Source organism: Streptomyces sp. NPDC031265, assembly GCF_055570295.1.
In genome coordinates, this window is the sequence record NZ_JBVIHM010000041.1 from 43,946 (window position 1) to 56,421 (window position 12,476).

Sequence of the window (12,476 nt, forward strand, 5' to 3'; positions counted from 1 at the left end):
CAGTTCCGTAAATATGTTTAGCGCCTTACGCTCTTGCCGTGCCCACCACCGCGCCCGCCGCCACCCCGGCCCTGACCGCCGCTCCGGCCGTCCCCCGGGTGGACTTCGCGCTGCTCGCCGTCGCCATCGCCAGTGTGTCGCTCTCCGCGCCGCTCATCGCCGCGACGACGGCCCCCGCGCTGGCCATCGCGTTCTGGCGCAACGCCATGGCCGTCGGGGCGCTCACCCCGCTCGCCGCGGTCAGGTACCGGGCGCAGCTGCGCGGGCTGACCCGGCGTGAGGTGGGCCTCGCGGTCGCCGCCGGGGCGCTGCTCGCGCTGCACTTCGGGCTGTGGCTGCCGAGCCTGCGGATGACGTCGGTGGCGTCCTCGACCGCGCTGTGCACCACCACACCGATCTGGACCACCATCGCGCTGCGCCTGCGCGGCCACCGCCCGCCCGCCATGGTGTGGGCCGGGACGCTGGTCGCCTGCGCGGGCGTGGTGATGCTCACCGGCGTCGACATGACCACCTCGCCGCGTGCCCTCGCCGGTGACGCGCTCGCGCTCGGCGGCGGCATCGCGGCCGCCGGGTACGTGCTGCTCGGCGCCGAGGTCCGGCGGACCGTGGACACGGTTCCGTACACGTACCTCTGCTACGGGACGGCCGCCGCCGGGCTGCTCGCCGCCTGTCTGGCGAGCGGCGCGGACCTCACCTCGTACTCGGGAGTGACCTGGGCCAAGCTGGCCGCGCTCACCGTCGCCGCCCAGTTGCTCGGCCACTCCCTGCTCAACCGGGTGGTGCGGGGCCTGGGGGCGTCCGTGACGTCCACGGCGATCCTCCTGGAGACGCCGGGCGCCGCCCTCATCGCGGCGCTCTGGCTGGGCCAGCAGCCGCCCGCGCTCGCCTGGCCCGCGCTGGTGGTGATCCTCGCCGGGCTCGCGCTCGTCGTCAGAGCCAACCGTTCCGCTTGAGGGTGCGGTGGATGACGAGACAGCTTCCGGCGATGGCGGCCAGCACGAGCGGGTAGCCGTACTTCCAGTGCAGCTCCGGCATGTGGTCGAAGTTCATGCCGTACACCCCGCACACCATCGTCGGTACGGCGATGATCGCCGCCCATGAGGTGATCTTGCGCATGTCCTCGTTCTGCGCGAACGACGCCTGCGCCAGATTCGCCTGGAGGATCGAGTTCAGGAGCTCGTCGAAGCCGACGACGTGCTCCTGCACACGCGCGAGGTGGTCGGCGACGTCCCGGAAGTACTTCTGGATGTCCGGGTCGACCAGCCGCATCGGCCGCTCGCTGAGCAGCTGCATCGGCCGCAGCAGCGGCGAGACCGCCCGCTTGAACTCCAGGACCTCGCGCTTGAGTTGGTAGATCCGCCCGGCGTCCGTACCGCGCGGACTGCCCTTGGACGGCGCCGAGAAGACGTCGATCTCGACCTCGTCGATGTCGTCCTGCATCGCGTCCACGACCGCCAGATACCCGTCGACCACCTGGTCCGCGATGGCGTGCAGCACGGCCGAGGGGCCCTTGGCGAGCAGCTCGGGGTCGTCCTGGAGGCGCTTGCGCAGCGCCCGCAGCGAACCCTGGCCGCCGTGCCGGACGGTGATCACGAAGTCCCGCCCGGTGAAGCACATGACCTCGCCGGTCTCCACGACCTCGCTGGTCGCGGTGAGTTCGGCGTGCTCCACGTAGTGGACCGTCTTGAAGACGGTGAAGAGCGTGTCGTCGTACCGCTCCAGCTTGGGCCGCTGGTGGGCGTGGACCGCGTCCTCCACGGCCAGCGGATGCAGCCCGAACTCGGCCGCGATACCGGCGAATTCGGCCTCGGTCGGCTCGTGCAGCCCGATCCAGGCGAACCCGCCGTCCTCGCGTACGCGCCGCATCGCCTCGCGCGGCGACAGGCACGAGTCGGCCTGGGTGCGCAGCCCGTCGCGGTAGACAGCGCAGTCGACGACCGCGCTGCTGGCGGAGGGGTCGCGGGTGGGGTCGTACGAGTTGTACGGGGCGGTGCTCTTGCGCAGTGACGGACGCAGGGAGGGGCGGACCGCGGCGCGCAGGTCACGAATCATGGACATGGCAGGACTCCTTCACGGAGGGGCCGCCGGGCGGACGTGGCACTGCCCGGAATGGGGACGTGACGCGACGACTGCAACATCTGCGTACGTCCGCAAAGCGGGCGGCACCGCGGGTGCGGTGACGGCGTTCGCTACTGAAACGGACTGGGCGAGGCGATGTGCTCTTCCGCCGTGCGAAATGCCATGAGACTCAGAGGTTTCCCGGTGAGGCGTCCGGGTAGGGAGGTCTCGATCACAGGGAACAACGAAGGCGCACGGAAGAGCGGTTGGTACTGCCAGGCCGACTTCGATCCATCGCAGCCCCACCTCCTCCGGCCGGTCCCCCGTGAGGGACTTCCTGCTGCCCTGAACAGCGGCCAAGACTATCAGCCGGCGCAAGTGTCAAGTCCGTACTTTGCTCGTTCGATACGGCTTCTATGCTCAACTCATGGTTGATGTTCTTGCTCTCGTCGAGGCCAGGCTGCGCACCGCCCTCGGTGAACCGGACGCGCGCGCCGCGGTGACCTTCCTCGGTACGGAACGCATCGAGGTGCTGCGCTTCGCCGACGGGGACATCGTCCGCTACGCCACGCTCGGCATGTCGGCCCAGCCCATGACCGACCCGGCCGCCGCCCTCGCCGACCCGGTCAAGGGCCCGCGAGCCGAGCTGGTCCTGTCCGTACGGGCCGGGCTCGCCGACACCGACCAGGTGCTGCGGCCGCTCGCCGTCCTCGCGTCCACCCCGCAGGTCGAGGGCGTGATCGTGGCCCCCGGCGCCTCGCTCGACATCGGGGAACCGCTGTGGCCCGGGGCGCCGTTCAGCTCGGTCCTGGTCGCGGAGCCGGGCGGGCTCGTCGAGGACCTGGAGCTCGACGACCCGATGGACCCGGTCCGCTTCCTGCCGCTGCTGCCGATGACGACCAACGAGGCCGCCTGGAAGCGGGTGCGCGGGGCGCAGGAGCTGGAGGAGCGCTGGCTGGCGAACGGGACGGACCTGCGGGATCCGCTGCGTGGCTCTGTGCGGCTGGACTAGGGCCTGTCCGGTGGATCTGGTCGCCTGCGAGGTGTCTGCGCCTTTGGGTCCTGGTGAGCGGGGTCCTGGTGAGCGGGGTCCTGGTGCTTCCCCAAGCTCTCCACTTCGTTCGAGCAGGGGAGACCCCAATGCTGCAAGGCGGAGGAGGGCGTCGACGCGATGGGGGTCCCCCTGCTCGAACGAATTCGAGAGCTTGGGGGAGTCGGCAGCCGACGACAACGCCGCTGGCGGTCCCCCCTTGGCCCTTGAGGCCTTGGGGGAGGGCGTGCCAGGACCCCGCGTCCCGGACAAGATCCGCCGGACAGGCCCTGGTCCGGGTGCCCGGGCTCTCCCCGGTTGCCACACGCCGGACGGGTGATCGTCCTTGACGCGGCGCGGGACGGGGAGGACCGTGGGCATTTATGAGGGGCGAACCCAGTTGCCCGAAGTGTGGAGGCCGGGTCAGGGCGCCCGGTCTCTTTGCCGACTCCTGGCAGTGCGATGTGCACGGGACGGTGCATCCGCTGCAGCCGGTGGTCCCCCCGAGCGTCGAGGCGCTCGGCGTCGTGGTGCACCGGGCGAGGGTGCCCGTCTGGATGCCGTGGCCGCTGCCGATCGGCTGGCTGTTCACGGGCGTGGCGTGCGCGGGCGACGACCGCAGCGGCGGGCGCGCGACCGCCGTGGCCTGCTCCGGCCCCGGCCCGCTGGGCGGCATCGGTGAGCTGCTGCTCGTCGCGGAGGAGCTGGGCGTCGGCCTCGGCGCGCGGTACGCGGGCATCGACGGCCCCGACCCCGGCCCGTACATGAGCGTCGACAAACCGCCGCAGACCAAGGTCCTCGCGGCCGGACGCCCCACCCCGCTCTGGCACGTGACCGGTACGCCCGACGACCGCGCGGTCTTCGCGGGCGAGGCGCGCGGGCTGTGGCTGTGGGCGATCGTCTGGCCCGAGCAGTCGGGTCTGCTGCTCTACGACGAGCTGGTCCTCACCGATCTGCGCGACGCGGGCGCCGAGGTCGAGCTGGTGCCGTGCGGGGCGCTGTCGCCGCGGATCCTGTCGTGACGGGCGCGGGGCGAGGCGCCCCGGGTGCGGTGACCGCCACAGCCGTCACGGGCGGGACAGGGGCTACGCGCAGCTATCCTTGATTGTCCCCCCGCCGGTTCTACGCCCTGGAGTCACGCGTGCGCATCGATCTGCACACCCACTCCACGGCCTCCGACGGTACGGACACCCCGGCCGAGCTGGTCCGCAACGCGGCCGCCGCCGGTCTCGACGTCATCGCGCTCACCGACCACGACACCACCCGCGGCCACGCCGAGGCGGCCGCCGCGCTCCCCGCGGGCCTGACCCTGGTGACCGGCGCCGAGCTCTCCTGCCGTGTCGACGGCATCGGGCTGCACATGCTGGCGTACCTCTTCGACCCCGACGAGCCGGAGCTGGCGCGCGAGCGCGAGCTGGTCCGCGACGACCGGGTGCCGCGCGCCCGGGCGATGGTCGCCAAGCTCCAGGAGCTGGGCGTCCCGGTCACCTGGGAGCAGGTGGCGCGGATCGCGGGCGACGGCTCGGTGGGCCGCCCGCACGTCGCCGAGGCGATGGTCGAACTGGGCGTCGTCGGCTCGGTGTCGGAGGCGTTCGTACCGGAGTGGCTGGCGGACGGCGGACGTGCGTACGCCGGCAAGCACGAGCTCGACCCGTTCGACGCGATCCGGCTGGTCAAGGCCGCCGGCGGGGTCACCGTCTTCGCGCATCCGCTCGCCCTCAAGCGCGGCAGGGTCGTGCCCGAGTCGGTCATGGCCGAGCTCGCGTCGGCCGGTCTCGACGGCATCGAGGTCGACCACACGGACCACGACGCGCCCACGCGCGCGAGGCTGCGAGGACTGGCGGCCGAGCTCGGTCTGCTGACCACCGGCTCCAGCGACTACCACGGCGGCCGCAAGGCCGTACGGCTCGGGGAGTGCACCACCGACCCCGAGATCTACGGCGAGATCACCCGCCGTGCGACGGGCGCGTTCCCCGTCCCGGGCGCGGGCGGAACCGGCCGCTGAGGCCTGGGCCGCCGAGGCCCCTTCCCTTCCCCTCCCCAGAGGACTCCGCCCGGCGGGGTCCCCCTCTGCTCCGTACACCCCTCTTCCTGCAAGGCACCACCGTGTTCGACGCTGCCGTCTTCGGCTCCCTGTTCCTCACCCTTTTTGTCATCATGGATCCCCCCGGGATCACACCGATCTTCCTCGCGCTCACCTCCGGCCGCCCCGCCAAGGTGCAGCGCAAGATGGCGTGGCAGGCCGCGGCCGTGGCCCTCGGTGTGATCACCGTGTTCGGTCTGGTGGGCCACCAGATCCTGGCGTATCTGCACATCGACGTCCCCGCGCTGATGATCGCGGGTGGTCTGCTGCTGTTGCTCATCGCGCTCGACCTGCTCACCGGCAAGACGGACGAGCCGAAGCAGACCAAGGACGTCAACGTGGCGCTGGTGCCGCTCGGCATGCCGCTGCTCGCCGGGCCCGGCGCGATCGTCCAGGTGATCCTCGCGGTCCAGAACCACGACACGTTCTCCGGACAGGTCGCCGTGTGGGCCGCGATCCTCGCGATGCACATCGTGCTCTGGCTGGTCATGCGGTACTCGCTGCTGATCATCCGGGTGATCAAGGACGGCGGTGTGGTCCTGGTGACGCGGCTCGCGGGCATGATGCTCTCCGCGCTCGCGGTGCAGCAGATCATCAACGGCGTCACCCAGGTGATCCACAGCACCTGACCTGCCTCAGGGCCTGAGCCCGATCCCGTCCGCCGCAGCAAAAAGCGCCCCCGTGCACCGATCGGTGCGGGGGCGCTTCGGCTTGCCGCGTAGAAGATCCTTACGCGTTACGAAGCCGAGCTTTCGAACGGGCGGATGTAGATGCGCTGGCCGATTGCGGCGGCCTGCTGCACGATCCGGTTGACGGAGGCGGCGTCCACGACGGTGCTGTCCACGGCGGAGCCGTCGACGTCGTTGAGGCGCATGATTTCGAAGCGCATGGCTTCTCCCTTCGTCTGATCCTCCTGAAGGAGAACTACTGGTGCGGGGTGGCGCGGCTTCAGCCTGCACCCTCACGGAGTCCGGACGGTTGCCCGCCCGTTACGTCTGTTCAACGGGTTGCCCTTGGCAAACATTCCCTACGCTAAGGAAATTTTTTCACGGGCTAAATACTGGCAGGTAAGGCATCGGTTGTGTGGGATCGGTCACGCCACGGAGAATGGGGGCAATGAGCAAAGCAGGCGACATCCCAGGCCCCCCCGACGGCCCGAGCGACCCGGGCAGCCTTCGCGACCCGGGCAGATCCGTCGCGTCCGACATCGGCGCGCAGCTGGAGCACACCAACCAGCTGCTGCGGCGGATGCTGGCCGAGGTGGCCAAGACGCCCTCCACGCACGCGATCTTCGTCGACGCGGGCTATGTGTACGCGGCGGCGGGCCTCCTGGTCGCCGGGACGGAGGACCGCCGGTCCTTCGACCTCGACGCCGAGGGGCTGATCGAGGCCTTCATCGACAAGGCGCGCACGATCTTCGCGGACAGCCGGCTGCTCCGCGTGTACTGGTACGACGGTGCGCGCCGGCGCATCCACACCTCCGAGCAGCAGTCGATCGCCGAGCTGCCGGACGTGAAGGTCCGCCTCGGCAACCTCAACGCCAACAACCAGCAGAAGGGCGTCGACTCACTGATCCGCTCCGACCTGGAGTCCCTCGCCCGGCACCGCGCCATCAGCGACGCGGCGCTCATCGGCGGCGACGAGGACCTGGTCTCGGCGGTCGAGGCGGCGCAGGGGTACGGCGCCCGGGTCCACCTGTGGGGCATCGAGGCGGCGGAGGGGCGCAACCAGGCGGAGCCGCTGCTGTGGGAGGTCGACAGCCAGCGCACGTTCGACCTGGACTTCTGCAAGCCGTACGTCACCCGGCGGCAGGTGACGATGTACGAGGACAGCGGGCCGACGCCGACGCGCGACGACGTGCGGTTCGTGGGCGCGCAGATCGCCGCGACCTGGCTCTCCGAGCGGGGCAGGGCGGCCCTGGCGCAACTCCTGCCGGGCCACCCGTATCTGCCCGGCCCGGTCGACCAGGATCTCCTGGTCGAGGCGGAACGGCTGCTCCAGCGGTCGCTGCGCGGACACGCGGATCTGCGGCGGGCGCTGCGGGACGGGTTCTGGCAGCACTTGCAGTCGCAGTACTAGACGCTCCGCCGGGAGTGCGGTTGTTCGGCTGCGGGCTGTGTGCGGCTGGTCGCGCAGTTGCCCGCGCCCCTGAAGCCTGTGGCCGACCTGTGTTCTCTGGCTGCGGCGGACCACCTGAGGGCGCGGGGAACTGCGCGACCGGCCCCCACCGGCCCGCAGTCGAACCGCCGCGTCAGACGATCCGCCCCGTCGCCCAGAACTCCGTCAGTGCCGCCGCCAGCTCCTCGGGATGCGTGACGTTGGGGGAGTGGCCCGCGCCCGCGATCACCGTGTGGCGGGCGTCGGTGTCGCGGGCCAGTGCGGCCAGCTCCTCGACGGTCCACACGGTCTCCTCGTCCCCGTATGCGATGTGCAGCGGCAGGGGCAGCGCGGCGATGTTCTCGGTCCGGTCCGGTTCCGTCCTCAACTGCCGCCCGGCGGCGATGAGTTGGCCCGGCCGGGTGTTGAACCACCGCTGCCGCAGGAACGCGGCGATGTCCGGGGTGTCCGGCTCGTACGCGGGATCGCGGCTGTCCAGCCACCGCGTCACCGCCCACACCGCCGCCGGGGGCAGCACGGGCAGGGCCGCCCGCAGCAGCCGGATCTTGGCCCGCTGATCCGGACCGACATGGCCCGGCCCCGACGCCAGCAGCGTCAGCGACCGGAAGGACGGCGGGGCGACGCGGACGGCCGAGCGGGCCACCAGACCGCCGAAGGAGTGGCCGACGAGGTGCACGGGCCCGTCGCCGAGCGCCGCCGTCTGCGCGATCACGTCCTCGGCGAGGGTGCGGGGTGTGTACCCGGCCGCGCCACGCGGCCCGGGGCTCTCGTGCTGGCCCCGTCCGTCGACCGCCACCGCCCGGTACCCGGCCCGGCCGAGCGGCTCCAGGAGCGCGAGGAAGTCCTCCTTGCTCCCCGTGAAGCCGGGCAGCAGCAGTGCGGTGCCGAGCGCGGGCCCGACAGGCCCGGCATCGAGCACGGCGAAGCTGCCGCGGGGCGTTCTCAGCGGGTACGCGCGCGTGCCCGAAGGCAGGACCAGGGAGCGGGGCTTGCTCATATGCCGAGCGTAACGGGGGTGTGCGGGGGCCGGAGCGCCGGGCCGCACGGGGCGGGCCCGGACGCACTTCGGCCCGGCACCCCCGTGGGGATGCCGGGCCGAAGTGCGGTGTGCTTACGCCTCGGGCGCCGCGACCTTGCGGGCGCGCGTGCGGCGGGGCTTGGGCTCGGCCTCGGTCGCCTCGGGGGCGGCCTCCACCGTCTTCTTGGCGCGCGTACGACGCGGCTTGGGCTCGGCGGGGACCGACGCGTCGGGCTCGACGGCGGCGACCGCCTTCTTGCGCGTACGGACCGGCTTGGTGGCGGCTTCCGCAGCCTTCGCCGCGGCGATCTCCAGCGCGGCCGACTCCGGGGTCATAAAGCCGACCTCGGCCGACTCGGCCACCTTGCGGGTGCGCCGGCGCGGCTTCGCGGGCGCCTCCACGACGGCCTCGACGACCGGCGTCGCGACCTTGCGGGTGCGGCGACGCGGGGCCGCCACCGGCTCGGCGACGGACTCGGCCACCGCGACCGGCTCGGCCGGGGCCGGGACGACGGGCGCCTCGACGACGGCCGCGACGGCCTTGCGGGCCCGGGTGCGGCGCGGCTTGGACTCGGCCTCCACCACGGCCTCCACGACGGCCTCGACGACCGGCACGGTGATCGGCTCGGCCACGGCGATCGGCTCGGCCACGGCCACCGCGGCGACGGCCTCGGCGGCCGGAGCCGCCTCCACCGGGGCCACCCGGGTGCGGCGGCGACGGCGCGGGGTGCGCGGCTCGGTGTCCGCGGCGGCCGGTTCGGCGGCCGGTTCCGTGGCCAGCGGCGCCGGAGCGTCCGCGTCGAGCGTCGAGCCGCTACGGGTGCGGCGGCGCTGGCGCGGGGTGCGGGTGCGCTCGGGGCGCTCCTCGGTCACGACCGGGGCCGCGGACTTGCGGCCGCGGCCGCCCGTCTCGCCCAGGTCCTCGACCTGCTCGGCCGCGAGACCGGCGCGGGTGCGCTCGCCACGCGGCAGGACGCCCTTCGTGCCCGCCGGGATGTTCAACTCCTCGAACAGGTGTGCGGACGTGGAGTACGTCTCGACCGGGTCGGGGAACTTCAGGTCCAGTGCCTTGTTGATCAGCTGCCAGCGCGGGATGTCGTCCCAGTCGACCAGCGTGATCGCGATGCCCTTCTTGCCCGCGCGGCCGGTGCGGCCGATGCGGTGGAGGTAGGTCTTCTCCTCCTCGGGCGACTGGTAGTTGATGACGTGCGTCACGCCCTCGACGTCGATGCCGCGGGCGGCGACGTCGGTGCAGACCAGCACGTCGACCTTGCCGTTGCGGAACGCGCGCAGCGCCTGCTCACGGGCGCCCTGGCCGAGGTCGCCGTGGACCGCGCCGGAGGCGAAGCCGCGCTTGGCGAGCTGCTCGGCGATGTCGGCGGCCGTCCGCTTCGTACGGCAGAAGATCATCGCGAGTCCGCGGCCCTCGGCCTGCAGGATGCGCGCGACCATCTCCGGCTTGTCCATGGAGTGGGCGCGGTAGACGAACTGCGCCGTGTTGGCGACGGTCGTGCCCTCGTCGTCCGGCGAGGTGGCGCTGATGTGCGTGGGCTGCGACATGTAGCGACGGGCGAGACCGATGACGGCGCCCGGCATGGTCGCCGAGAACAGCATGGTCTGGCGCTTCGCCGGAAGCATGTTGATGATCTTCTCGACGTCGGGCAGGAAGCCCAGGTCGAGCATCTCGTCGGCCTCGTCGAGCACCAGCACGCGCACGTGGGAGAGGTCCAGCTTGCGCTGGCCCGCCAGGTCGAGCAGCCGGCCCGGGGTGCCGACGATGACGTCGACGCCCTTCTTGAGCGCCTCGACCTGCGGCTCGTACGCCCGGCCGCCGTAGATGGCGAGCACGCGGACGTTACGGACCTTGCCCGCGGTGAGCAGGTCGTTGGTGACCTGGGTGCACAGCTCGCGGGTGGGGACCACGACGAGCGCCTGCGGGGCCTCGGTGAGCTGCTCGGGCTTGGCCCGGCCCGCCTCGACGTCCGCCGGGACGGTGACGCGCTCCAGGATCGGCAGACCGAAGCCGAGCGTCTTGCCGGTGCCGGTCTTGGCCTGGCCGATCACGTCGGAGCCGGAGAGCGCGACGGGGAGCGTCATCTCCTGGATGGGGAACGGGGACACGATGCCGACGGCTTCGAGGGCCTCGGCGGTCTCGGGAAGGATCCCGAGCTCTCGGAACGTAGTCAGGGTGCTGCCTCTTCTGTGAGACGCGGTACGGAGGCGAACGCGGCGGGTCGTACCGTGCCGGGTGCATCCGGCCGGAGTCGGGAATCGACCGGGCCGGGTGGCGCGGGACCACTGCCGTCGCTCAAGCGCTCGTGCCGCTGAGGGTCCCTCATCTGCGGTTACGCACTGTCACGTGCCGCACTGGAGGGCTGTCGGGTCGGAGCCGACCGGGCGACCGACCGGGCATCCTCATTCATCAAGCCGCCCGCCGAATACATGATCCTCGGCAGGCTCATTACCACTGTACCCCGGATTCGCGCATGTGTGTTGGGCGAATTCCCGGGAACCGGTCGCGCGCTCTGGCTGACCAGGCCCTTCCCCCCTGCCGGGAGCGGGCTATTGTGCGCTTCATGGAGACGCCTGACAACGCCAACGCGGCCGGAACCGAAGCCGACGCGCACACCGCCGAGAACACAGTGGAACCCACCGGGATCGCCGCCCAGGACTGGGCGACGGCCTCTGCCGAGCCGCAGTACCGGGCCGCCGTGGTGGATCTGCTCGGCGCGCTCGCGTACGGCGAGCTGGCGGCCTTCGAGCGCCTCGCCGACGACGCCAAGCTGGCGCCCTCGCTCGCCGACAAGGCGGAGCTGGCGAAGATGGCCTCGGCCGAGTTCCACCATTTCGAGCGGCTGCGCGACCGCCTCGCGGAGATCGACGCGGAGCCGACCGCCGCGATGGAGCCGTTCGCCAAGGCGCTGGACGACTTCCACCACCAGACCGCGCCGTCGGACTGGCTGGAGGGCCTGGTCAAGGCGTACGTGGGCGACTCGATCGCCAGTGACTTCTACCGCGAGGTGGCGGCCCGGCTCGACTCGGACACGCGCGGCCTGGTGCTCGCGGTCCTCGACGACACCGGGCACGGCAACTTCGCGGTGGAGAAGGTGCGCGCCGCGATCGAGGCCGACCCGCGGGTGGGCGGCCGCCTCGCGCTGTGGGCGCGCCGGCTGATGGGCGAGGCGCTCTCGCAGGCCCAGCGCGTGGTCGCGGAGCGTGACGCGCTGTCGACGATGCTGGTCGGCGGCATGGCCGACGGCTTCGACCTGGCCGCGGTCGGCGAGATGTTCACCCGGATCACCAAGGCCCACACCAGGCGCATGGCCGCGCTGGGCCTGGCGGCCTAGGGCCTGTCCGGCGGATCTGGTCGCCTGCGAGGTGCCTGCGCCTTTGGGTCCTGGTGAGCGGGGTCCTGGTGCTTCCCCAAGCTCTCGACTTCGTTCGAGCAGGGGAGACCCCAATGCTGCAAGGCGGAGGAGGGCGTCGACGCGATGGGGGCCCCTGCTCGAACGAAGTCGAGAGCTTGGTCGAGAGCTTGGGGGAGTCGGCAACCGACGACAACGCCGCTGGGGGTCCCAGGTCCCCCCTGGCCCTTGAGGCCTTGGGGGAGGACGTGCCAGGACGACCCCACATCCCAGACAAGATGCGCCGGACAGGCCCTGGTCCGGGCCTGGTTGAGGGGGTGCCGCCTACGCCGCTGAGCGGCGCAGGCGGCCCGCCGGGCGCAGCAGCAGGGACAGTGCGACCACCGCGATGAACATGGCGCCCCCGACCGTCGTCACCAGGTGGCCCGGGCCGACCGCCGAGTGGGTCAGGAAGGCGCCGAACAGGGCGCCGAGCGTGCCCACCGCGAAAACGGTCCGGCGCTCGGGCAGACGGTGTGGCAGACGGGACGCGGCAGTCCAGGCAAGGGCGATTCCGAGCAGTACGGCGCCGAGCGCTTCCAGGAGCATGTGCGTCCCTCCCGCGGTGTGACCGGGCGATTCAAGGTCACTGCCGTCCTACCCGAGGCTCGCGGAGCGCAATCCTCCCCTCACCGTGTGGAGCACAGCGAAGGCACAGCCCGGACACAGCGGAGGGGGGGGGGGGGGGGGGGGGGGGGGGGGGGGGGGGGGGGGGGGGGGGGGGGGGGGGGGGGGGGGGGGGGGGGGGGGGGGGGGGGGGGGGGG

Annotated in this window: 12 protein-coding genes; 7 read left to right on the top strand and 5 right to left on the bottom strand. The window is 72.2% G+C overall.

Features of this window, described 5'->3' with window-relative positions; translation table 11 throughout:
• Window positions 1–38 precede the first annotated feature (38 nt).
• Window positions 39–953, top strand: a complete 915-nt coding sequence (locus tag ACZ499_RS36880) for a DMT family transporter (protein WP_468681143.1) — start codon at window positions 39–41, stop codon at window positions 951–953.
• On the opposite strand, the gene ACZ499_RS36885 is transcribed toward ACZ499_RS36880, so the two are convergent.
• A complete protein-coding gene (locus tag ACZ499_RS36885) occupies window positions 931–2,058 on the bottom strand; it encodes a magnesium and cobalt transport protein CorA (protein WP_266983330.1) in 1,128 nt (375 codons plus the stop codon). The two genes, ACZ499_RS36880 and ACZ499_RS36885, sit on opposite strands and share 23 nt — an antisense overlap.
• A 427-nt stretch (window positions 2,059–2,485) precedes the next feature.
• Here ACZ499_RS36885 and ACZ499_RS36890 point away from each other — a divergent pair, with 427 nt between their 5' ends.
• The 4 genes from ACZ499_RS36890 to ACZ499_RS36905 all read left to right on the top strand — a co-directional run bounded on the left by ACZ499_RS36890 (window position 2,486) and on the right by ACZ499_RS36905 (window position 5,800).
• Entirely contained in the window at window positions 2,486–3,070 is a 585-nt protein-coding gene (locus ACZ499_RS36890; RefSeq protein WP_371654553.1) for a suppressor of fused domain protein, read from the top strand.
• A 401-nt stretch (window positions 3,071–3,471) separates the two neighbouring features.
• On the top strand, window positions 3,472–4,110 hold the full coding sequence (locus ACZ499_RS36895) for a DUF6758 family protein (RefSeq protein ID WP_468681145.1): 639 nt from the start codon (window positions 3,472–3,474) through the stop codon (window positions 4,108–4,110).
• 119 nt (window positions 4,111–4,229) lie between these two features.
• Window positions 4,230–5,093: a PHP domain-containing protein gene (locus ACZ499_RS36900; protein ID WP_468681147.1), complete on the top strand. Its 864-nt coding sequence runs from the start codon at window positions 4,230–4,232 to the stop codon at window positions 5,091–5,093.
• A gap of 101 nt (window positions 5,094–5,194) precedes the next feature.
• Entirely contained in the window at window positions 5,195–5,800 is a 606-nt protein-coding gene (locus tag ACZ499_RS36905) for a MarC family protein (RefSeq protein ID WP_468681149.1), read from the top strand.
• Window positions 5,801–5,907: 107 nt separating this feature from the next.
• Here ACZ499_RS36905 and ACZ499_RS36910 read toward each other — a convergent pair whose 3' ends face one another.
• Window positions 5,908–6,060 carry a hypothetical protein gene (locus ACZ499_RS36910; protein ID WP_468681151.1) on the bottom strand — a complete coding sequence of 51 codons (153 nt, stop codon included), beginning with the start codon at window positions 6,058–6,060 and terminating at the stop codon, window positions 5,908–5,910.
• 227 nt (window positions 6,061–6,287) lie between these two features.
• On the opposite strand from ACZ499_RS36910, the gene ACZ499_RS36915 reads away from it, so the two are divergent.
• Window positions 6,288–7,250, top strand: coding sequence for an NYN domain-containing protein (locus tag ACZ499_RS36915; protein ID WP_468681153.1), 963 nt, complete (start codon window positions 6,288–6,290; stop codon window positions 7,248–7,250).
• Between the two features lie 172 nt (window positions 7,251–7,422).
• On the opposite strand, the gene ACZ499_RS36920 is transcribed toward ACZ499_RS36915, so the two are convergent.
• On the bottom strand, window positions 7,423–8,286 hold the full coding sequence (locus ACZ499_RS36920; protein WP_468410837.1) for an alpha/beta fold hydrolase: 864 nt from the start codon (window positions 8,284–8,286) through the stop codon (window positions 7,423–7,425).
• Between the two features lie 114 nt (window positions 8,287–8,400).
• Complete coding sequence (locus ACZ499_RS36925; protein WP_468681155.1) at window positions 8,401–10,428, bottom strand: DEAD/DEAH box helicase; 2,028 nt, start codon at window positions 10,426–10,428, stop codon at window positions 8,401–8,403.
• A gap of 455 nt (window positions 10,429–10,883) precedes the next feature.
• Between ACZ499_RS36925 and ACZ499_RS36930 the strand changes: the two genes are divergently transcribed.
• Window positions 10,884–11,654 (top strand): ferritin-like fold-containing protein, encoded by a 771-nt coding sequence (locus ACZ499_RS36930; protein ID WP_468410841.1) that lies wholly within the window; start codon window positions 10,884–10,886, stop codon window positions 11,652–11,654.
• 342 nt (window positions 11,655–11,996) lie between these two features.
• Here the strand turns inward: ACZ499_RS36930 and ACZ499_RS36935 are convergent, their stop codons facing one another.
• Window positions 11,997–12,260 (bottom strand): hypothetical protein, encoded by a 264-nt coding sequence (locus ACZ499_RS36935; protein WP_468681157.1) that lies wholly within the window; start codon window positions 12,258–12,260, stop codon window positions 11,997–11,999.
• Window positions 12,261–12,476: the final 216 nt, after the last annotated feature.